This is a genomic window from Pelomonas candidula, assembly GCF_043555985.1.
In the GTDB taxonomy this organism is placed as follows: Bacteria; Pseudomonadota; Gammaproteobacteria; order Burkholderiales; family Burkholderiaceae_C; genus Pelomonas; species Pelomonas candidula.
This window is the reverse complement of record NZ_JBIGIC010000007.1, coordinates 258,914-279,602: the sequence shown is the minus strand read 5'-3', so window position 1 is coordinate 279,602 and position 20,689 is coordinate 258,914. Positions and strand designations below refer to the sequence as shown.

The following is a 20,689-nucleotide window of genomic DNA, read 5'->3' as shown; positions in this document are numbered from 1 at the left end:
TTGTATCGGCGCCGACACAAAGCGGTAGCAAGGAATTTACGAGACTGCCCGAGCATCGCCGAAATCTCGCCCCGGAGTCTCGCGTGCGCCGCTTCAACCCCAGCTCCTTCGTCCCCGTCCTGCTCGCGCTGATCGCCGCCATCGCGCTGCTGTCGCTGGTGCTGGGCGCCCTGCCCGCACACGCCGCAACCAACGACGCCGACGGCGCCCGCGTCATCGTCAAGTTCAAGGCGCTGGGCCCGCTCATGCGCGCCGCCCGCGAGCGCGGCGACCGCGGCCCGCAGCACGCCACCACGATGGGCGGCCGGCTGGCCCTGAGCCTGCGCGACGGCCGCATGATCGACGCGCGCAGCCAGGTCATCTGGGGCGACAAGAGCATCACCTCCGCCGCGCTGGCCGCCAGGCTGGCGCAGGACGCCGACGTCGAATACGCCGTGCCCGACGAGCGCCGCCACGCGCTGGCCCTGCCCAACGACCCGCTGCTGCCTGCCAGCGCCAGCGCCGCGCTGGCGGCCGGCCAGTGGTACCTGCAGCCGGCCGACTCGACGCTGGTGGCCGCCATCAACGCCGTCGGGGCCTGGAACATCACGACCGGCTCCAGCAGCGTCGTCGTGGCCGACGTCGACACCGGCGTGCTGCCGGCCCACCCCGACCTGGCCAACAAGCTGCTGGCCGGCTACGACTTCGTCAGCTCCACCACCACCGCGGGCGATGGCGGTGGCCGCGACACCGACCCCACCGACCCCGGCGACTACACGACCGCCAACCAGTGCGGCGACGGCGGCGCGGCCACCAGCAGCAGCTGGCACGGCACGCAGACGTCCAGCATCATCGGCGCGCAGACCAACAACGGCGTCGGCATCGCGTCGGTGGGCTACGACGTGAAGGTCCTGCCGGTGCGCGTGCTTGGCAAGTGCGGCGGCACCGACTCGGACATCATCGCCGGCATGCTGTGGGCCGGCGGCGTGAGCAGCGTGCCCTACGCCAACCCCAACCCGGCCAAGGTCATCAACCTGAGCCTGGGCGGCAGCGGCAGCTGCACGACGGCCTACCAGGACGCCATCAACCAGCTCGTCGCGGCCGGCGTCACCGTCGTCGCGGCCGCCGGCAACGATGAGGGCCTGGCCGTGGGCGTGCCCGCCAACTGCAGCAACGTCATCGCCGTGGCCGGCCTGCGCCACATCGGCACCAAGGTCGGCTTCTCCAGCATCGGCCCGGAGGTCGCCATCGCGGCGCCGGGCGGCAACTGCGTCAACTCGACGGGCAGCTGCCTCTACCCCATCCTGACCGCCACCGACAGCGGCACGACGACGGCCAACACCACGGCCGCCGGCTACACCTACAGCAACGGCACCAACTACTCGGTCGGCACCAGCTTCGCGACGCCCATGGTGGCGGGCGCGGCGGCGCTGATGCTGTCGGTCAACCCGTCGTTGAAGCCGGCGACGATCAAGTCGCTGCTGCAGTCGAGCGCCCGCAGCTTCCCCACCCAGCCCTCGGGCAGCAGCACGCCCGTCTGCAAGGCACCCACCAGCACCGCGCAGGACGAGTGCTACTGCACCACCTCCACCTGCGGCGCCGGCATGCTGGACGTGGGCGCCGCCGTGGCCGCTGCGGCCGCCGGCGCCACGCCCACCGCCAGCATCAGCGCCAGCGCGACGACGGTGGCCGCCGGCACGACGGTCACGCTGGACGGCAGCGCATCGGTGGCGGCCGGCACGCGCACCGTCACCGGCTACGCGTGGAGCATCACCAGCGGCGCGAGCTTCGCCAGTTTCAGCGGCGCCACCAACACGGCCACGGCCAGCCTGAAGACCACCGGCATCGGCAGCGTGACCGTGCAACTCACCGTCACCGACAGCGCCGGCACGCAGGCCAGCAAGACGCAGGTCATCACCGTCACCGCGCCGGCCGCGCCGACGGTGGGCATCGTCGCGTCGGCCAGCGCCGTGGCTGCGGGCACGGCGGTCAGCTTCGATGGCAGCAGCAGCAAGGCCGCCACCGGCTTCAGCATCGCCAGCTACCAGTGGACCGTCACGCCCACCAGCGGCAGCCCGAGCAACCTCGCCACGTTCACGACCGCCACCAACACCAGTGCGGCCACCGTGTCCACGCTGGGCAGCGGCAGCGGCACGTTCACCGTGACGCTGACGGTGACCGACTCGCTGGGCCAGACCGGCAGCGCCACCAGCACCGTCACCGTGACGCCGCTGGCGCCGACCGCCAGCATCAGCCCGTCCGCGACGACGGTCGCGGCCGGCAACAACGTGACGCTGGACAGCACCGGCTCCAGCGCCCCGGCCGGCCGCACGCTGACCGGCTACCAGTGGAGCCTCACCAGCGGCAGCAGCATCGCCGCCTTCAGCGGCAGCACGACGGGCAGCACGGCCACCGTGACGACCAGCGCGGCCGGCACGTTCACCGTGCAGCTGCAGCTGACCGACAGCGCGGGGGCGCAGGCCACCAAGACGCAGACGATCACGGTGACCACGGCCGGCAGCTCGGCGACGGGCTCGACCAGCAGCTCCAGCAGCGGCGGTGGCGGCGGCGCGATGTCGGTGATGTGGCTGCTGGGGCTGGTGCTGTCAGCGTGCCTGCTCAGGCCCGCCGCGAAGCGCCAGCAGCCCCTTCAGCCCATGCCGGGCAAGTCCACAGGCGAGCGCCGCTGACACCAACAGGGCAAGCACTCGCAGCACTGCGACTGCCCTGAACCGTCAACGCCAATTCGTCTCGGCAGCGTTCATCTGCGCATGGCTCGCTTGCTCGAAAGCCCATGAGGCACGGACGAGAACGATGCCGACGACTGCAAAGGCGTCGCCGCGCGTTCATCCGTCAAGCCTCCGGGATGGGCTCCACCGTCACCCCCACCTTCAGCGTCGCCACACCCCCGCCGCGCAGCACGCCGCGCAGCGGCGCCACGTCGGCGTAGTCGCGCCCCCAAGCCAGCGTGACGTGGTCCAGGCCCGCGGGCACGTCGTTGGTCGGGTCCAGCGCCAGCCAGCCCTGCTCGGGGCACCAGATCTCGGCCCAGGCGTGCGAGGCATCGGCACCGACCAGCTTGGGCTGGCCCGGCGGCGGGCGCGTCAGCAGGTAGCCCGACACATAGCGCGCGGCCAGCCCCAGCGAGCGGCAGGCGGCGATGAAGACGTGGGCGAAGTCCTGGCACACGCCACTGCGCTGCGCGAGCGCGTCGGCCGCACGCGTGGCGACCGTCGTGCTCTGCGGCAGATAGCGCAGGTCGGTGTGGATCTGGGTCATCAGCGCCAGCCCGCCAGCGGCCAGCCTGCGGCCGGGCGGGAAGGCGCGGCGCGCGTAGGCGGCCAGCGTGTCGTCCGGCGCGGCGTAGGTGGAGGCGAGCGCGAACTCGTCGGCTTCCTCCAGCGCACGACCGGCGCGGTAGCAAAGGCCATGGGCCACGGTCTCCCAGGCGGGGCCGCGGTCGGGGTCGGGCGCCGGGCGCTCCTGCAGCTCGGCGACGAAGCGGCTGTCGACGACCAGCTTCTCGTGCACGCGCGCGTGTCCGAAGCTCAGGTGGCGGTTGCCCCAGGGGTCGCGGCGCAGGTGGCGGGCCAGTTCGGCAGCGTCCAGCTCCAGCCCTTCCACGCCCCAGCCGTCGGGCAGTGGGTCGATGGTGAGCCGCCAGCCGCTGACGTGCTGCCACGGTGTGTCCTGCGGCGCCAGGCAGGCCGCGTGGTGCGCCCACTCCACCGAGTCGTCGTAGGTGTACTCGGTGACGTGATGGACCGAAAGCTTCATGGATGCACCCTTCGCGCTGCGCGCTGTCCCGCCAGGCGGGAGCGAGCGCCTTCGGGCGGCCGTGCGGCGCTCATTGCCATACGCGTTGCTCGGCGCCGATGACGTGCGCGAAATAGCGCTGGCTGATGAGGCTGGACAGCTCGGCGGCCTGCGCTGCGGCGCGGCGCAGGCGGTCGACGAGGACGGGCCCCGACGCGGCCAGCTCGGCCAGCGGCCAGGCCTCAGGCACCGGCAGCTCGGCGGTGATGTCGGCCGCCCAGCCGGGATCGTGCCGGGCGAGCTTGGCGAAGCGCTCGCGCATCGTGCGCGCCACCCAGGCCAGCGACCGTGGGTTGTCGGTGTTGTGCACCAGCAGGTGCAGCAGCGGCGGCGCCTCGCGGCGCGCCTGGAACTGCGCGCGGTAGGTGATGGTCGAGTCGAACACGCCCAGCAGCAGCGCGAAGCCGTCCTCGGTCAGCGCCAGGTCCTGGGCAAAGGTCTCGGCCAGCACCTCGGCGTGGAAGGACAGGCGCTCGATCTGCCGGCCGATGGACAGCAGCCGCCAGCCGTCGTCGCGCGTCATGCGGTCGGTCTGCGCGCCGGTGATGGCGGCCAGGTGCGTATCGGCGCGGGCCAACACATTGAGCACGTCGGTCACCGGCACGGCGCCTGGGCGGTCCAGCACGGCGCGCAGATGCTGCTCGAAATGCGCCGCGGCCTCGTGGATGAGGCGCCAGGTCTCGGGCGACAGCCGCTCGCGCAGCGCCTGGCCGCAGCCCTGCAGCGCGCGCAGGTTCCAGCCCACGCTGTTGGCGCCGGAGCCCGGCAGCAGCGCGGCCAGCAGCGCGCGCTCGAAGCCGCGCGGGTCGTCCTGCGCGTGCGGTGCGTCGGGGCCGACGAGGCCATGCCGGCGCGCCAGCGCGTCCAGCAGCGGCAACATGGGCGGCGGCATGGCGCCACGCTGCACCATGACGCTGGCCTCGATGACGTAGCGGGCCAGCCGCGCGCTGTTCTCGGCGCGCTCGGTGTAGCGGCCCAGCCAGAACAGGTTTTCGGCGGCGCGGCTGGTCACGGTCCAGTGCACGTCGCGCAGGTCGGTGGCCTGCAGCGGCTGGGCCAGCAGCGTGGTGGGGTCGACCTCGCCATCGGTCATGACCCAGGTGTCGGCGCTCAGCGACCCACGCTGGATCGACAGCCACGCATCGGCCAGCGGGTCGCGGCGTGGTGCCACGCGTGTGAGGCCGCCGGGCAGCACCTTCCAACCGCCCTGGCCATCGCTGTCATGCCCGTACAGCGCGAACACGCGCAGCACGGCCACGCGCGGCTCCAGCGCGCCGCGTGTCCATACCGGCTGCTTGGTGGGCTTGACGCGCGCCTGCAGCGTGTAGGCGGTGGGATTGGCGTCGATGCGGGCGGCCAGCTCGTGCAGTTCGCCGTCGTTCAGCTCGGCGGCAACGACGGGCGCGAAATGCTCGGTCGTGCTGCTGGCCGAGAACGTCGGCACGACGATGAACTCCGCCAGCCGCGGGCGCAGCGCGACCCAGGCACTCTCCTCGCCGCACCACCAGCTCTGGATGGCCGGCAGCTTGAGCTCCTCGCCCAGCAGGCTCTCGGCCACGGCGGGCCAGAAGGCGGTCAGGCCCGGGCTCTCCAGCCAGCCGGCGCCCGGCACGTTGGCGATGACGACCTCGCCCGCACGCGCCGCCTGCAGCAGGCCCGGCACGCCGAGGATGGACTCGGGGCGCAGCTCCAGCGGGTCCAGCCAGGTGTCATCGACGCGGCGCAGCAGCACGTGCACGCGCTCCAGGCCGGCCAGCGTCTTGAGATACACCTTGTCGGCGCGCACGGTCAGGTCGGCGCCCTCGACCAGCGTGATGCCGAGATAGCGTGCGAGGAAGGCCTGCTCGAAATAGGTCTCGTTGCGCGGCCCCGGGGTCAGCAGGGCCACGCGGCTGCGTTCGCCGGCCGGGGACAGCCGGGTCAGCGTCTGGATGAAGTCGCGATAGCTCGCGGCCAGGCGCTGCACGGCCATCTGCCGGAAGGCCTCGGGGAACTGCTGGGCAATGATGAGCCGGTTCTCCAGCACATAGCCCAGGCCCGACGGTGCCTGCGTGCGCTGGCCCACGACCCACCAGTGGCCGTCGGCGCAGCGCGTCAGGTCGAAGGCCAGCACGTGCAGGTGCACGCCGCCGGGCGGCTGGCTGCCGTGCATGGCGCGCAGGTACTGCGGGTGGGCCAGCACCAGCGACGCGGGCAGCAGGCCTTCGCGCAGCAGCCGGCGCTCGCCGTAGGTGTCGGCCATCACGGCCTCCAGCAGCCGTGCGCGCTGCACGATGCCGGCCTCGATGCCCCGCCACTCGTCCGGCTCGATGAGCATGGGCAGCAGTTCCAGCGGCCAGTGGCGGGCCAGCGGCGAGCCGTCCTGCCCGTCCTGGCCCGGCAGCGGCGGGCCGTCGCTGTGCACGTTGTAGCTGGCGCCGTCCTCCAGCACGCGGCGCTGCACGCGCAGCGCCTTGGCCGAGAGCTCCTGCCAGCCGGCCGCGCCGCCGGCCTCGAAGAAGCGCTGCCAGCGCCCGGCAATGCCGGCCTGCGGCTCGCCGGGCTGGTTGACCTGGCCGGTCAGCTCGTAGAAGTGGCCGTCGCGGCTGCGCAGGGCGGCGGAAGCGGCCTGGGCCAGCGGGTCAGGCGCCGTGGGTTCGTCCGGCTCGTCGGGGAGCAGGCTCCACTGGCTGGGCGTGGGCTCGGGCATGGGCAGGTCAGGGGTGAAGAGGCATTGTCGAGCAATGTCCGCGCCACGGCCCGCTCGCGGCGGCGGGGAAGCGCCCGTTCTTTCAGCCGGCGGCGGACTGCGACGCCAGGAAGGCACGCAGCACGCGCTCGGCGGCCTCGGGGTCGTCGCGCCACGGGCCGTGGCCGACGCCGGGGAAGCGCTCGAACCCGGCGAGCCATTGCGGCGGTATGGCGGCGCCGATCTCTTCGGCGTCCTGCGGCGGCGTGACGGGGTCCATTTCGCCGGCCATGACGAGCACGGGGCACTGCACGTTCGCCAGGCCCGGCCGCAGGTCCATGCCCGGCAGCTCGGTGCGCGTGTGCTCGAACAGGATGTCGGGCCTGAACTGCATCCAGCCGCCCGCGTCGGGGTTCTTGGGCCGGGTGTTGTAGAGGTGGCGGCAATGCTGCTCGTAGGCGGCCCAGGTGTCGGGGCCGGGGCGCTCCCAGAAGTCGCGCGTGACCCGGGCGGCATCGGGGCCACCCAGCGCGCCGAAACGTTCGACCTTGCGCGCCAGGCCGAAGTGGTGCGACGTGCTGGACAGCACGACCTTGCGCGGATGCGCCGGGTGCCGCGCCAGGTAACGCTGCGCGACGAAGCCGCCGAAGCTCTGGCCCAGCACGATGGGCCTGGTGACACCCAGCGCATCGCACAGCCGCACGACGTCGTCGGCGAACACGTCCAGCCGCATCTCGTCCAGCGGCCGCGGGTCGCTGCGGCCATGGCCGCGCTGGTCGAAATAGACGACCTGGCACAGGTCCGTGAAGCGGCTGAAGAAGGGGCGGAAGGCGGTGTGGTCGAAACCCGGGCCGCCGTGGATGAGCACGAGGGTGGGCTTTTCCTTCAACGTGCGGCCGTCCGGTACCAGGCCGAGACCTTCGATGTCGACGAAGAGGCGGATGCCGGGTTGGATTTCGATGTGCATGGATGTCTGGCCGCTAGCGCGACTCGCGCTGATGACGCACCTGCGTCACGAAAACAGTGTCGATGCGTGGCATGTACTCGTAGCGAACAACATAGCCGCGCGCCGCGCGGCCGATCACCAGTTCTCTTGCTCTCCGCCCCGTGCGACGACCCATCTCGGGGGCATGGGTCAGCACATCGAGGCCCTCCAACAATTCATCGATTCGTTCCACGATGTTGTCGGGGTCATGCACTCGCAGGAAATCTCGAATCCGCTCCAGATCAGCCAATGCAAATGGCGTGAACTGGACCGCGGTCATCAGAAGACCTTTCTTGGCACGGGACGTTCTGCCTGCTCGCCAGCCGCGGTCGCCTTCATGTAGGCCTTGACGTCATCCCACGGAATGGCCTCGCCCGTCTTCAGGAACTCCGCCCAGCGCTCCTCGCAGATGCGGTCCATCTCCGCGTCGAACTCCGCTTGCTCAACGGACTCGGCGATGGCGTCGCGGATGAAGGCGTGCGCCGTCTTGCCGGCACGTGCAGCCGCCTCGCCGAGCCGCTGCTTGAGGTCGTCATCGAGGCGGATCGTGGTTGTCGACATGGCGCTACTCCTGCGTTGAGTAGCGCAATTGTGCTACATCACCCCGGCTTGCGCAGGTCCAGCGTGAACGGGAACTCCAGGCTGCGCTTGGGCTCCTTCACGTCGACACGGCCCGGCGTGTGGCCGATGGCCGTGAAGCGCGCGAGGCGGCGGCTCTCGGCCTCGTAGGCGTTGACCGGCAGCGTCGCGTAGTTGCGCCCGCCCGGGTGGGCGACGAAATAGCGGCATCCGCCCAGCGACTTCTGCTGCCAGGTGTCGACGAGGTCCAGCGTCAGCGGTGCGTGGATGCCGATGGTCGGGTGCAGCGCCGACGGCGGCAGCCAGGCGCGATAGCGCACGCCGCAGACGAACTCGCCGACGCGGCCGGTGGGCTGCAGCGGCAGCGGCTGGCCATTGACGGTGATGCGGTGGCGCGGGTCGACGAGGCCGCTCACATGCACCTCCAGCCGCTCCAGCGACGAATCCACGTAGCGCACCGTGCCGCCGGCCGAACCTTCCTCGCCCATCACGTGCCAGGGCTCCAGCGCGCCGCGCAACGTCACGTGGACGCCGCGTGCGGCGAACTCGCCGACCTTGGGGAAGCGGAACTCGAAGTGCGGCGCGAACCAGTCCGCGTCCAGCGCGTAGCCGGCCTGGGCCATGTCCTGCATGACGTCGGCGAAGTCGTCGCGCACGAAATGCGGCAGCAGCCAGCGATCGTGCAGCTCGGTGCCCCAGCGCACCAGCGGCGCGCGATACGGGCGGCTCCAGAACCGCGCGACGAGCGCGCGCAGCAGCAGCTGCTGCACGATGCTCATGCGCGCATGCGGCGGCATCTCGAAGGCGCGCAGCTCCAGCAGGCCCAGGCGGCCGGTGGTGGAGTCCGGCGAGTAGAGCTTGTCGATACAGAACTCGCTGCGGTGCGTGTTGCCGGTCACGTCCACCAGCACGTTGCGCAGCGTGCGGTCGATGAGCCAGGGCGGCACGTCGTTGCCCAGCTTGTGGATCTCGTTGAGGGCGATCTCCAGCTCGCGCAACTGGTCGTTGCGCGCCTCGTCCACGCGCGGCGCCTGGCTGGTCGGGCCGATGAAGAGGCCGCTGAACAGATAGCTCAGCGACGGGTGGTTGTGCCAGTAGGCCAGCAGCGATGCGAGCAGCGACGGGCGGCGCAAGAAGGGCGAGTCCGCCGGCGTGGCGCCGCCCAGCACGAAGTGGTTGCCGCCACCGGTGCCGCTGTGGCGGCCGTCGATCATGAACTTCTCGGTCGACAGCCGCGTGAGGCGCGCCGCCTCGTACAGGAACTCGGTGTGCTGGACCAGCTCGCCCCAGCTGTGCGCCGGGTGGATGTTGACCTCGATGACGCCCGGGTCGGGCGTGACGGCCAGCAGCTTAAGCCGCGGGTCGCGGGGCGGCGGATAGCCTTCCAGCACGATCTTGAAGCCGGTGTCCTCGCAGGCGGCTTCCACCGCCGCCAACAGTTCCAGGTAGTGCTCCAGCTTCTCCAGCGGCGGCATGAAGACGTAGAGCACGCCGGTGGCCGTGCCGTTGGCCTCGGCCGCCGGGCCGTTGGCTCGCCGCGGGTCACGGGCTTCGACGCACAGCGCGGTGCGCGTGATCCCGTGCGCGTTCTCGAAGCGGGCGGGCGCGGTGGCGGGTGCGGACGCCGTGGCCGGTGCGGGCCAAGGTGACTCGCCGGGCGCGAAGCCCCGACCCGCCTCGGCGCCGCCGCGCAGGCCCGACGAGTGCCCGCTGGACGTGACGCCCCGCACCTGCGCCTTCAGTGCCGCCGCGGCGGGCAGCATGCCGCGCGGCGCGAACGGGTCCTGCTCGATCAGGTAGGGATAGTCGCCCTTGGTGACCCAGGGCAGCGAGTCCAGCGGCAGCCGCCAGCCCATCGGCGAGTCGCCGGGAAAGAGGTAGAGGCGCTCATCGCGGAAGAACCACGGGCCGGTCTGCCAGCGCGTGCCGGCCAGCGCCGGGGAGTCGCCGGCGTGGCGGATGGGCAGCACGTAGCCGACGACGTGGCTGAGCCCCTGCTCGAACACGCGGCGCAGGCGCACGCGCTCCAGCTCGTCGTCCAGCCGCGAGTCGAACGGGTCGACGTTGACCGGCAGGCGGCGCTCGCGCCACAGGTAGTACCAGGTGTCCTCGAAGCCGGGCTGCACATGCGTGTCCGGCAGGCCCAGGCGCGCGGTCAACGCGCCCATGAAGGTCTTGGCGTGCTCGCTGGTGTAGGCGTGGCCCTCGCGCTCGTCGGCGAACCAGTCGGGGTTGCGCCAGCAGGGCTGGCCGTCGGCGCGCCAGTAGATGGACAACGCCCAGCGCGGCAACTGCTCGCCGGGGTACCACTTGCCCTGGCCGAAGTGCAGGAAGCCGCCCTGGCCGTATTCGTCGCGCAGTTTGTGCGTGAGCTGCTGCGCGTACAGGCGCTTGGTCGGGCCCAGCGCCTCGGTGTTCCACTCCGGCGCGTCGCGGTCGTCGACGGCGACGAAGGTGGGCTCGCCGCCCATCGTCAGCCGCACATCGGCGGCGACGAGGTCGCGGTCGACCTGCTCACCGAGCTTGAGCACCTCGGCCCATTGCTCCTCGGTGTAGGGCTTGGTCACGCGCGGCGACTCGTAGATGCGCGTGACGCCCATCTCGTGGCCGAACTCGACCTCGCTCTCGTCCACCGCGCCGCTGATGGGCGCGGCGCTGCCGGGCGTGGGCGTGGCGGCCAGCGGGATGTGGCCCTCACCGGCCAGCAGGCCCGAGGTCGGGTCCAGGCCGATCCAGCCGGCGCCGGGCAGGTAGACCTCGCACCAGGCGTGCAGGTCGGTGAAGTCGACCTCGGTGCCGCTCGGGCCGTCCAGCGCCTTCTCGTCGGGCGTCAGCTGGATCAGGTAGCCCGACACGAAACGCGCCGCCAGGCCCAGGTGGCGCAGCAGCTCGACCAGCAGCCAGCCGGAGTCGCGGCAGGAGCCGGAGGCCTTCTGCAGCGTCTCCTCGGGCGTCTGCACGCCGGGCTCCAGGCGGATCAGGTAGGAGACGCTGTTCTGGACGCGCTGGTTCAGGTCGACGAGGAAGTCGATGGTCGCGCGCTCGGTGCGCGGGATGTCCTTCAGGTAGGCCGCCAGCAGCGGCGTGGCCGGGCCGGCCTGCAGATAAGGCGCCAGCTCAATCTGCTGGGCCTCGTCGTAGGCGAAAGGGAAGGTCTGCGCGTGCGGCTCCAGGAAGAAGTCGAACGGGTTGTACACCGCCATCTCGGCGACGAGGTCCACCGTGACGGTGAACTCGGTCGTCTTCTCGGGGAAGACCAGCCGCGCGAGGTAGTTCGCGAACGGGTCCTGCTGCCAGTTGATGAAGTGCTTGGCGGGCTCGATCCGCAGCGAATAGCTGAGGACGGGCGTGCGGCAGTGTGGCGCCGGGCGCAGGCGCACGACCTGCGGGCCAAGCTGCACCGGGCGGTCGTACTTGTAGCGGGTGACGTGTTTGAGGGCGACGTGGATGGACATGATGTGGTCTGCTACTTCGCTGCTGTTGTCTGATGGCCAGGCCCATGCCGGGATTTGCCTTCGGCGAAACCTTCGGTTTTCGCCCCGGCGGGCGACCTACTTTCTGGACCGCCAGAAAGTAGGCAAAGAGCTCCCCCCGACCGCACCGCCCTGCGCTTCGCTTCGGGTTCCCTGCGGTAATCAGGTCTTGAGGCCTCGCGCGGAACTCGCTTCGCTACGCTGCGCTCAGACAGCCGCGCGAAGTCAGTTCTTGAAGTGCGCTGCGCGCACGGCCTCAAGACCTTCCGTTCCTCGGCGGTGCTAAAGGGGGCATGCCGAACAGCCAACGCCAGCCGGCTTTCGGGTTTGGCTGTTGGCTGTTGGCTGCTCGGGGTTCCCCTTCTAAACCGCCGAGAAGCGCAGAAGCCCAGGGCGCGCGCGAAGCGCGCTTCAAGAACTGACTTCGCGCCGCTTGTTTGAACGGAGCGTAGCGAAGTGAGTTCGGCGCGGCCCTGGGCTTCGAGCATCGCAGCGAACCCCGAAGGGGCGGTTTTGCAGGGGCGGCTTCTTTGCCTACTTTCTTGTCCGCACAAGAAAACCGAAGGTTTCGGCGAAGCCAAAGTAGGTCGCCCGCCAAGGCGAAAACCGAAGGTTTCGCCGAAGGCAAATCCCGGCACGGGCCTCGCCACTGACCAACTCTCCCTTGGACGCCCAGAAAGATTGGTCAACGCCAGCACCTCAGGTCGACGGAACCAGAAAGTCCCGGCTGATCGCCGAGCCCAGGTCGGCCACCTCGGCGAGGAAGCCGTCGAGGAACGGATGCAGCCCCTCTGCCAGGATCTCGTCGATGCGGCCGAAGGCCAGCTCGGCTTCCAGCCGGCCGGTGCGGCGCAGCGTCTCGGCGGAATGGCCGTTGGCCACCCGCTTGAGGTTGGCCAGCATGCGCGTCACGCAGTGCGACAGCGACCGCGGCATGTCAGGCCGCAGGATCAGCAGCTCGGCGACCTTGTCGGGCTGGATGACGTTGCTGTAGACCTTGCGGTAGATCTCGAAGCCCGACACCGAGCGCAGCACGGCCGACCAGTAGTAGAAGTCGCGTGCGGCGTCGTCGTCACCCTGCGTCTGCTCCTGGCGATAGAACTTGACGTCCAGCAGCCGCGCCGTGTTGTCGGCCCGCTCCAGGAAGGAGCCGATGCGGATGAAGTGGAAGGCCTCGTCCTGCAGCATCGTGCCGACCGTCACGCCGCGCGACAGGTGCGAGCGGTACTTGACCCACTCGAACAGCTGCGACGGGTCACGCGTTAGCGCGCCCTCGCGAAGTAGCCGGCGGAACTCCAGCCAGGTCTGGTTCATCGTCTCCCAGACCTCGGTCGTCAGCGCGCCGCGCACGGCCCGGGCGTTCTCGCGCGCCGCGCGCAGGCAGTTGAAAATGGACGAGAGGTTGCTCTCGTCGGCCACCATGAACTCCATGACGTTGCGCGCGTTGATCGTCGAGTACTTGGCACCGTACAGGCCGTTCAGCTCGGAGATGGACACCAGGCTGCGCCAGGTCTGCTCGGATTCGTCGGCGGACTGCGGCTGCAGCGACGTCTGGTAGGCGATGTCGAGCATCCGGGCCGTGTTTTCGGCCCGCTCGATGTAGCGGCTCAGCCAAAACAGATGATCAGCAGTCCTAGACAGCATGCTTCGACTCCCCCTCGTTGGCCGAAAACCCCGCGCGCGCTGGCGCGCGCCGCCGTGTTGTGGCTTCGCCCCAAGCGCTTCGCGCTTGAACGGCTCTTTCGATGTAGCGGCTCAGCCAGAAGAGGTGGTCAGCGGTTCTTGAAAGCATCTCGTCGTCTCCCTCTTCAGTCTTCCAGCACCCAGGTGTCCTTGGTCCCACCACCCTGGCTGCTGTTCACCACCAAGGAGCCCTCCTTCAACGCGACGCGGGTGAGCCCGCCCGGCACCATGCGCACCGTCGAGCCCGAGAGCACGAAGGGTCGCAGGTCAATGTGACGCGGCGCCACACCGCTCTCGACGAAGGTTGGGCAGGTGGACAGCGACAGCGTCGGCTGCGCGATGTAGTTGCCGGGGTTGGCCAGCAGCCGCGCGCGGAAGGCCTCGATCTCGTCCTTCGTCGCCGCCGGGCCGACCAGCATGCCGTAGCCGCCGGCACCGTGCACCTCCTTGACGACAAGCTCGGAGAGGTGCGCCAGCGTGTAGGCCAGGTCGTCCTTCTCGCGGCAGACGTAGGTCGGCACGTTCTGCAGGATGGGCTTCTCGCCGAGATAGAACTCGATCATCTTCGGCACGTAGGGGTAGATGGACTTGTCGTCCGCGATGCCCGTGCCGATGGCGTTGGACAGCGTCACCTTGCCGGCCTTGTAGGCATTTACCAGCCCCGCGCAGCCCAGCTGCGAGTCGGCGCGGAAGACCTGCGGATCGAGGAAGTCGTCGTCGATGCGGCGGTAGATGACGTCCACCCGCCTGGGGCCGCGGGTCGTGCGCATGTAGACGAAGCCACCATCGACGAACAGGTCCTGCCCCTCCACCAGCTCCACGCCCATCTGCTGCGCGAGGAAGGCATGCTCGAAGTAGGCCGAGTTGTACATGCCCGGCGTCATGACGACGACGGTCGGGTCGGCCACGCCGGGCGGCGCCACGCTGCGCAGCGTGTCCAGCAGCAGGTCGGGGTAGTGGGCGACCGGCGCGATGCGGTGGCTGACGAAGAGCTCGGGGAAGAGCCGCATCATCATCTTGCGGTTCTCGAGCATGTAGCTCACGCCGCTGGGCACGCGCAGGTTGTCCTCCAGCACGTAGTAGTCGCCCGAGCCGTCAGCATTGCCGGCGCGCACGATGTCGACGCCGGCGATGTGGCTGTAGACATTGCCCGGCACGTCCACGCCCATCATCTCCTTGCGGAACTGCGCGTTCTTCAGGATCTCGTCGGCAGGCACGATGCCGGCCTTCAGGATTTCCTGGTCGTGATAGACGTCGTGGATGAAGCGGTTCAGCGCCGTCACGCGCTGGGCCAGGCCGGCCTGCATAGACGTCCACTCGGCCGCCGGGATGACCCGCGGGATCAGGTCGAAGGGGATCAGGCGCTCGGTGCCCTCCCCGGAGTCCTTGTCGCCGTAGACGGCGAAGGTGATGCCCACGCGGCGGAAGATCAGCTCAGCCTGCTCCCGCCGTTCGCGCATCAGCGACTCGGGCTGCTCGGCCAGCCAGCGGGCGTAGGCCTCGTAGTGGGCGCGGGTGGCGTTGCCCCCCGCGGCTTTCATTTCATCGAAGGCGGTCTGCATCGTTGCTCCTCTCAAGCCAACGACGCAAGTTCCGCGCCCAGGTTCGGCAGCAGCTTCTGGTGCGCGAGGCACCGTTTGCGTGCGCGTCGCCCGTCGCGCGAGCGCCGGGGCACCAGAGTTATACCCGGCGCCCCGGCCGCCCGATCAGAACGGCTTGCTGACCGTCACATAGACCGACCGGCGCAGGCCGAACTGCGGTGCACCGACGCCGATGCCCGAGCCGTCGCGCAGCTGGTAGACGTGATCGAACAGGTTCACGACCGCCAGGCGCGTGTCGAGCTTGCCCAGCCCGCCTCCCAGGTCGAAGGTCTTGGCGACCGCGGCATTCACGCTGGTGTAGGCCGGCAGGTGCTCGGTGTTGGCGAAGCCGCGGCGCAGGCCGCTGCCGAACAGCAGGTCGGTGCTTGCGGTCAGGCCGTCGCCGAAACGGTAGGACAGGCCCGCCGAGCCGCTGTAGCGCTGCTCGTGGTCCAGGTGCACCCAGTGGCTGGAGATGTAGTCCAGCTCGTCTTGCTCGAAGTTGAACTGGCCACTCTCGATGCCCTTGGCGCGCGCATGCGACAGCCCGAGGTTGACGTAGCCGCTCAGGCGCTCGGCTTTGTAGGTGGCCGACAGGTCCAGCCCGTAGATGCGGCCCTGCTCGAAATTGAAGGCCGAGAAGATCAGCGCATTGCCGAACTGGCCTTCGTCCTGCAGGTGCTTGACCTTGCGGTAGTAGCCGTCGATGCCCAGCGTCAGCTGGGAGGACACCTGCAGGGACAGGCCGGCGTCGAAGTAGTCCGAGCGCTCGGAGCGCACCGCGGTGTTGGCGTCGGACGGCAGCGCGTTGGTCGTGCCGAGGAACTTGGCGACCGACGTGGTGTCGATCTTCTCCGTCGTCGGCGGCGTGAAGTAGCGTGCGTAGCCGGCGTGCAGGCGCAGCGTGTCCGACACCTCGTAGACCGCGCCGAGGCGCGGGCTGAACTGCTGCTCGTCCACGACGGTGCGAACCTTGTCGTAGCGCAGGCCGTAGTTGATCGTCAGCGGCTTGATGGGCTTCCACTCGTCCTGCAGGTAGGCGCTCCACAGGTGGCCGGTGATGCGCGAATCGTCCTGGATGAAGACCGGCACGCCGCTGGTCTGGTTGCCGTCGGCATCCGCCGGGAACACCGAGGCGCCGTTGGCGGACGTGACCTTCTCCTGCTGGGCGAACAGGCCGGCGCGCACCGTGTGGGCCGCGTTGAGCTTGTAGCTCCAGTCCCCCTGCACGCCGCTGGCGTTGTTGCGGCGCAGGATGTCGGCGGCGATGCCGTTGAACTGCAGGTCGCCGATCGCGTCCGGCTGGTAGTGCACGTCCGTCACGCGGTTGAAGACGGAGAGCTGGTAGTCCACCAGGCTGCCCAGGGCGCCCTGGTAGCTGGCCACGACGAAGCGGTTGCGCTCGTTCTGGCGCGCGTCCAGCGTGGCCGAGTCGACCGGCGCATGGCCATCGGTCGTGAAGCTGGGCGACTGCCCCGGCACGTCCGGGATCTGGAAACGGTCGTTGCTGGTGCCGAACATCACGCTGACGCGGCTGTCGTCACCCAGCACGTACGACAGCAGCCCGAAGGTCTTGCCCTGCCGGGTCTTGTCGTGCAGCGCGTTGCGGTCGGGGGTCGGGTTCTCGATGCCGATGTTGTTGCGCTCGAAGGAGCCGGTCAGGAAATAGTTCAGCTGGCCTTGCGTGCCGCTCAGCTCCAGCGACGTCTCGGCATGGCCGCGGCTGCCCAGCGTCACGCCGATGCTGCCGCCGCTGTCCGGCGTGTCACCCTTGCTCTGGATGTCCACCACGGCCGCGTTGCGGATGCCGTACTGCGCCGGCAGCGCGCCGGTCAGCACGTTGAGGTGGTCGGCGAAGCGCGTCTCCAGCGCCTGGCCGAAGCCGCTGATGGACTCGGGAATGATGACGCCGTTGATGCGGTACTGCACGTTGGCGTGGTCGCCGCGCACATGCAGCTGGCCGTAGGAGTCCTGCACGACACCGGGCGTCTGCAGCAGCACCTGGTTCAGTGGCGTACTGTCACCGAGCGGCAGGTTCTTCAGGTCCTGCTTGTCGAGGCGGTAGATGCTGCTGCCGGTGTCCGGCGACAGCGCGTTGCGCGCCGCATCCAGGCGCTGGCGGGTGCCGGTGACTTCGACGCGTTGCAGGCTCGATACATCGGCGTCCGCGGTGGGCGCAGGCGGGTTGGCGGACGTCGCAGGGGTGCCGGCCGGGTCGGCATGGACGCCAGCAGCAAGAACGGACAGGCAGGCGGCCGCCACGGGCGCCAGGGCAAAGAAACGCATGGGGGTACTTCCACGAGAAATGGCAAACACCCGCGCCCCGAAACATCGGGCGCGGCGGGCAAGCTTGGGACTTCAGGCGGAAGCGGGCGGCGCCCGGGCGGGCGGCAAGCCCAGGCTGACGGCGCGCGGCGTGCTGCGACGCGCGACCAGCGGCGCCACATGCGTGGCCGTGGTGGCGGCAACGGCCACCGGCTCGGCGGCCGGCGCACCGCCGGCCAGGTCGGCCGCGGTCAGGCAGAGGTCGCAGTGAACCAGATGGGCGACGCCCTCGTCCTGGCGCCCGCCGCTGACGTGCGACAGCGCATGCACGCCCGCCATCGCTTGCGCGATGGGCAGCAGCAGCGCCAGCCACAACAGCCAGTTTCTTGACCAACGACGAAGGTTCACGGCTGCAATCCTAAACTCGCCCACTTACAGGGCCTAGAAGTCACACGCTCATGAAGCTCATCGACACCATCCTGGCGCACGCGCCGGAGATCACGGCCATCCGCCGCGACCTGCACAAGCACCCCGAACTCTGCTTCCACGAGGAACGCACCGCCGACGTCATCGCGAAGGCGCTGACGGACTGGGGCATTCCCATCCACCGCGGCCTGGGCAAGACGGGCGTGGTCGGCATCGTCAGGAACGGCACCTCGGACCGCGCCGTGGGCCTGCGCGCCGACATCGACGCGCTGCCGATGACCGAGCGCAACCAGTTCCCGCACGCCAGCAGCTACCTGGGCCGCATGCACGCCTGCGGCCACGACGGCCACACCGCCATGCTGCTGGCCGCCGCCAAGCACCTGGCGACGAACCGCAACTTCGACGGCACGGTCTACCTCGTGTTCCAGCCCGCCGAGGAAGGCGGCGGCGGCGCGCGCGAGATGATCAAGGACGGCCTGTTCGAGAAGTTCCCGATGGAGGCCATGTTCGGCGCCCACAACTGGCCCGGCATGAAGGCCGGCCAGTTCGCCGTCAAGACCGGCCCGGTGTTCGCGAGCAGCAACGAGTTCAAGATCACGCTCAAGGGCAAGGGCTCGCACGCGGCCATGCCGCACCTGGGGCTGGACCCGGTGCCGGCGGCCTGCCAGCTGGTCACGGCCTTCCAGACCATCATCAGCCGCAACAAGCGACCCATCGACCCCGGCGTCATCTCCGTGACGATGATCCACGCCGGCGAGGCCACCAACGTCGTGCCCGACTCGGTCGTCATGGAAGGCACGGTGCGTACCTTCACGCTGGAGCTGCTGGACCTGCTGGAGCGCCGCATGAAGGACATGACCGAGCAGCTGGCCGGCGCCTTCGAGCTGACGGCCGAGTTCGAGTTCCGCCGCAACTACCCGCCGACCATCAACCATCCCGCCGAGACCGACTTCGTGCGCCGCGTGCTGACCGACATGGTCGGCGCCGACAACGTGCAGGAGTTCGAGCCGACGATGGGCGCCGAGGACTTCAGCTACTACCTGCTGAACAAGCCCGGCTGCTATTTCCTCATCGGCAACGGCGATGGCGAGCACCGCACCGGCGGCCACGGCCTGGGCCCGTGCACGCTGCACAACCCGAGCTACGACTTCAACGACGACCTCATTCCGCTGGGCGGCTCGATGTGGGTGCGCATGGCAGAGGCCTGGCTAAATACACCGAAATGAACCACGAACAAGTCATCGCCGACACCCGCGACTGGGTCGTCAAGGCCGTCATCGGCCTGAACCTGTGCCCGTTCGCCAAGGCCGTGCACGTCAACGAGCGCATCCGCTACGTCGTCTGCGACGCGACCGAGCCCGAGGCGCTGCTGCAGGACCTGGCCCGCGAACTGCTGGCGCTGAACCGCGCCGATCCGGAGGAGGTCGACACGACGCTGGTCATCCATCCGAACGTGCTGACCGACTTCCTCGATTTCAACGACTTCCTCGACGCCGCCGACGCGCTGGTGGAGGAGCTCAAGCTCGACGGCATCCTTCAGATCGCCGACTTCCACCCCGACTACCAGTTCGGCGACAGCGAGCCCGACGACATCGCCAACTACACCAACCGCTCGCCCTACCCCACGCTGCACCTGCTGCGCGAGGAGAGCATCAGCCGGGCCGTGGAGTCCATGCCCGACACGGCGTCCATCTACGAGAACAACCTCGAGACGCTGGAGAAGCTGGGCCGCGAGGGTTGGGCAGCCCTGGGCTTGAAGAAATAGCTATTCCTTGACCCACGAGAAGGCGCCAGCGCCCTTCTTTGGCGACGCCGCCCGTGTGCGCAACACGGCATCGAAGCCGCTCTTGCCGCCGTTCCAGACCGCCGTCAGCAGGCTGACGACGTCCTCGGCCGTGTAGGCTGCCAGGTCGGGGCGGAACTGCTTGATCGCCGCGGCCAGCATGTCGCGTGGCAGCTCCTGATGCGTGGCCAGCACGGCCAGCATCGCGGCGTGCAGGTCGGGCCAGGCGACACACAGCGTCTGGATGCGCCGCAGCGCGTCGGCCGGGGCGGCGCGGTAGCCCGGCAACAGCCAGGCGAGGTCGTCCTCGGCCCTGTCGTCTTGTGCGGCATCGTCCATGGTTTGTCTCCTGCACCCCCGAGATTTCTCACGAGACGCGCCCGACGTCAATCATTTATCGCCCTTCAACCTGCGAAATCGGCACGGTGTTGAGCAATGATTGCGGCCTGACGCCTCCATCATGCGGCAAACTCGCCGGTTGCTTTCGTGCACCGCCACCATGCAACCCAAGACCCTCGCCCTGATCGACGATGACGCCGAATATTCGGAGTTCCTGACGCAGTTCCTGCAGGAGCAAGGGGTCACGGTCAGCCGCTTCGACGACAGCAACGCGTTGCTCGCCGCGCCGGAAGCCTTCTCGTTCGATTTCTACCTCGTGGACCTGATGCTGCCGGGCGTCAACGGCGTGGAGCTCATCAAGATCCTGCGCCGCCGCACCGATGCCGGCATCGTGGTCGTGTCCGGCCGGCTGGGCCCCGAGGTGTTCCGCGAGGTCATCACGGCCGGCGCCGACATGTACCTCGTCAAGCCGGTGCAGTTCGAACAGGTGTCGCTGGCGATTGCCGCCGTGCAGCGCCGCGTCGCCAAGCCGTCGGCCGCCGAGGCCGCCTGGAAGCTGGACCGCGCCAGCGGCGAGCTCATCGTGCCGGACGGCACCCGCATCCAGCTCAGCGAGGCCGACCGCCAGCTGCTGGAGTGCTTCGCCGCCGCCGGCGGCGAGCCGGTCACGCGTGAGGCGTTGCTGAACAAGCTGGGCCGCGAGGTGCCGGACGGCGAGGCCGACGACGGCCTGTCGGCCACCATCTACCGCCTGCGCCGCCGCATCGAGCGCGCGACGCCGACGCTGGTGCCGCTGCAGAGCAAGTCGCGTGTGGGCTACGTGTTCCGGGCGCCGCTGCAGCTGATCTGAACGCGACCTCGCGGCATTCGCGCAAAGGGCAAAGGCGCCATGCCCCCGAAGCCGGTGCTGTCGACGACCAAGCGGTGGATGCTGGTGGTCTTGCTGATGGCTGCCACGGCGCTGTTCGCTGTTCTCCGCCCTTCCGACGAGGCGCAGCGAGCAGCGTGCATGAAGCGATGCCTGCCGCGCCAGGGCGTCTGGAAGCCAGGCCCGGACCTTGCAGCCCGTGATACGTCCGGCCGTGGTGTGCCACGGATTTGCAGCTGCCAGTA

Annotated in this window: 16 protein-coding genes; 4 read left to right on the top strand and 12 right to left on the bottom strand. The window is 69.6% G+C overall.

Annotated elements, in window-relative coordinates:
• Positions 1–83: 83 nt before the first annotated feature.
• The gene (locus ACG04R_RS16025) at positions 84–2,669 is read left to right on the top strand and encodes a S8 family peptidase (protein WP_394412564.1); all 2,586 of its coding nucleotides are present in this window, start codon (positions 84–86) and stop codon (positions 2,667–2,669) included.
• A gap of 163 nt (positions 2,670–2,832) precedes the next feature.
• Here the strand turns inward: ACG04R_RS16025 and ACG04R_RS16020 are convergent, their stop codons facing one another.
• The 11 genes from ACG04R_RS16020 to ACG04R_RS15970 all read right to left on the bottom strand — a co-directional run bounded on the left by ACG04R_RS16020 (position 2,833) and on the right by ACG04R_RS15970 (position 17,436).
• Positions 2,833–3,870: a transglutaminase family protein gene (locus ACG04R_RS16020; RefSeq protein ID WP_394412702.1), complete on the bottom strand. Its 1,038-nt coding sequence runs from the start codon at positions 3,868–3,870 to the stop codon at positions 2,833–2,835.
• Entirely contained in the window at positions 3,827–6,484 is a 2,658-nt protein-coding gene (locus ACG04R_RS16015; RefSeq protein WP_394412561.1) for a circularly permuted type 2 ATP-grasp protein, read from the bottom strand. The genes ACG04R_RS16020 and ACG04R_RS16015 overlap by 44 nt, the downstream gene beginning before the upstream one ends.
• Before the next feature lie 82 nt (positions 6,485–6,566).
• Positions 6,567–7,430, bottom strand: coding sequence for an alpha/beta fold hydrolase (locus ACG04R_RS16010; protein WP_394412558.1), 864 nt, complete (start codon positions 7,428–7,430; stop codon positions 6,567–6,569).
• Between the two features lie 13 nt (positions 7,431–7,443).
• Positions 7,444–7,728 carry a type II toxin-antitoxin system RelE/ParE family toxin gene (locus tag ACG04R_RS16005; protein ID WP_394412555.1) on the bottom strand — a complete coding sequence of 95 codons (285 nt, stop codon included), beginning with the start codon at positions 7,726–7,728 and terminating at the stop codon, positions 7,444–7,446.
• Positions 7,728–8,009, bottom strand: coding sequence for a DUF6290 family protein (locus ACG04R_RS16000; RefSeq protein WP_394412552.1), 282 nt, complete (start codon positions 8,007–8,009; stop codon positions 7,728–7,730). Before ACG04R_RS16000 ends, ACG04R_RS16005 begins: the two co-directional genes overlap by 1 nt.
• Positions 8,010–8,047: 38 nt before the next feature.
• Complete coding sequence (locus tag ACG04R_RS15995; RefSeq protein WP_394412549.1) at positions 8,048–11,482, bottom strand: transglutaminase family protein; 3,435 nt, start codon at positions 11,480–11,482, stop codon at positions 8,048–8,050.
• 717 nt (positions 11,483–12,199) lie between these two features.
• Positions 12,200–13,144 (bottom strand): alpha-E domain-containing protein, encoded by a 945-nt coding sequence (locus ACG04R_RS15990; RefSeq protein ID WP_394412546.1) that lies wholly within the window; start codon positions 13,142–13,144, stop codon positions 12,200–12,202.
• Positions 13,134–13,292, bottom strand: coding sequence for an alpha-E domain-containing protein (locus ACG04R_RS15985; RefSeq protein ID WP_394412543.1), 159 nt, complete (start codon positions 13,290–13,292; stop codon positions 13,134–13,136). The genes ACG04R_RS15990 and ACG04R_RS15985 overlap by 11 nt, the downstream gene beginning before the upstream one ends.
• 16 nt (positions 13,293–13,308) lie before the next feature.
• A complete protein-coding gene (locus ACG04R_RS15980) occupies positions 13,309–14,745 on the bottom strand; it encodes a circularly permuted type 2 ATP-grasp protein (protein WP_394412540.1) in 1,437 nt (478 codons plus the stop codon).
• A gap of 144 nt (positions 14,746–14,889) precedes the next feature.
• Positions 14,890–17,049, bottom strand: coding sequence for a TonB-dependent receptor (locus ACG04R_RS15975; RefSeq protein WP_394412536.1), 2,160 nt, complete (start codon positions 17,047–17,049; stop codon positions 14,890–14,892).
• Between the two features lie 72 nt (positions 17,050–17,121).
• The gene (locus tag ACG04R_RS15970) at positions 17,122–17,436 is read right to left on the bottom strand and encodes a hypothetical protein (RefSeq protein WP_394412533.1); all 315 of its coding nucleotides are present in this window, start codon (positions 17,434–17,436) and stop codon (positions 17,122–17,124) included.
• Between the two features lie 50 nt (positions 17,437–17,486).
• On the opposite strand from ACG04R_RS15970, the gene ACG04R_RS15965 reads away from it, so the two are divergent.
• Positions 17,487–18,680, top strand: a complete 1,194-nt coding sequence (locus ACG04R_RS15965) for a M20 aminoacylase family protein (protein ID WP_394412530.1) — start codon at positions 17,487–17,489, stop codon at positions 18,678–18,680.
• On the top strand, positions 18,677–19,219 hold the full coding sequence (locus ACG04R_RS15960; protein ID WP_394412527.1) for a DUF1415 domain-containing protein: 543 nt from the start codon (positions 18,677–18,679) through the stop codon (positions 19,217–19,219). Before ACG04R_RS15965 ends, ACG04R_RS15960 begins: the two co-directional genes overlap by 4 nt.
• Here the strand turns inward: ACG04R_RS15960 and ACG04R_RS15955 are convergent, their stop codons facing one another.
• Positions 19,220–19,576, bottom strand: a complete 357-nt coding sequence (locus tag ACG04R_RS15955; RefSeq protein ID WP_394412524.1) for a hypothetical protein — start codon at positions 19,574–19,576, stop codon at positions 19,220–19,222.
• 160 nt (positions 19,577–19,736) lie between these two features.
• Between ACG04R_RS15955 and ACG04R_RS15950 the strand changes: the two genes are divergently transcribed.
• Entirely contained in the window at positions 19,737–20,426 is a 690-nt protein-coding gene (locus ACG04R_RS15950; protein ID WP_394412521.1) for a response regulator transcription factor, read from the top strand.
• Positions 20,427–20,689: the final 263 nt, after the last annotated feature.

What these genes read in the sequence shown, in the direction of transcription:
- ACG04R_RS16010 (WP_394412558.1), bottom strand. Translation starts at nt 7,430, where the DNA reads ATGCACATCGAAATCCAACCCGGCATCCGCCTCTTCGTCGACATCGAA.
- ACG04R_RS15980 (WP_394412540.1), bottom strand. Translation starts at nt 14,745, where the DNA reads ATGCAGACCGCCTTCGATGAAATGAAAGCCGCGGGGGGCAACGCCACC.
- ACG04R_RS16000 (WP_394412552.1), bottom strand. Translation starts at nt 8,009, where the DNA reads ATGTCGACAACCACGATCCGCCTCGATGACGACCTCAAGCAGCGGCTC.
- ACG04R_RS15965 (WP_394412530.1), top strand. Translation starts at nt 17,487, where the DNA reads ATGAAGCTCATCGACACCATCCTGGCGCACGCGCCGGAGATCACGGCC.
- ACG04R_RS15985 (WP_394412543.1), bottom strand. Translation starts at nt 13,292, where the DNA reads ATGCTTTCAAGAACCGCTGACCACCTCTTCTGGCTGAGCCGCTACATC.
- ACG04R_RS16015 (WP_394412561.1), bottom strand. Translation starts at nt 6,484, where the DNA reads ATGCCCGAGCCCACGCCCAGCCAGTGGAGCCTGCTCCCCGACGAGCCG.
- ACG04R_RS15960 (WP_394412527.1), top strand. Translation starts at nt 18,677, where the DNA reads ATGAACCACGAACAAGTCATCGCCGACACCCGCGACTGGGTCGTCAAG.
- ACG04R_RS15950 (WP_394412521.1), top strand. Translation starts at nt 19,737, where the DNA reads ATGCAACCCAAGACCCTCGCCCTGATCGACGATGACGCCGAATATTCG.
- ACG04R_RS15975 (WP_394412536.1), bottom strand. Translation starts at nt 17,049, where the DNA reads ATGCGTTTCTTTGCCCTGGCGCCCGTGGCGGCCGCCTGCCTGTCCGTT.
- ACG04R_RS15990 (WP_394412546.1), bottom strand. Translation starts at nt 13,144, where the DNA reads ATGCTGTCTAGGACTGCTGATCATCTGTTTTGGCTGAGCCGCTACATC.
- ACG04R_RS15955 (WP_394412524.1), bottom strand. Translation starts at nt 19,576, where the DNA reads ATGGACGATGCCGCACAAGACGACAGGGCCGAGGACGACCTCGCCTGG.
- ACG04R_RS15995 (WP_394412549.1), bottom strand. Translation starts at nt 11,482, where the DNA reads ATGTCCATCCACGTCGCCCTCAAACACGTCACCCGCTACAAGTACGAC.
- ACG04R_RS16005 (WP_394412555.1), bottom strand. Translation starts at nt 7,728, where the DNA reads ATGACCGCGGTCCAGTTCACGCCATTTGCATTGGCTGATCTGGAGCGG.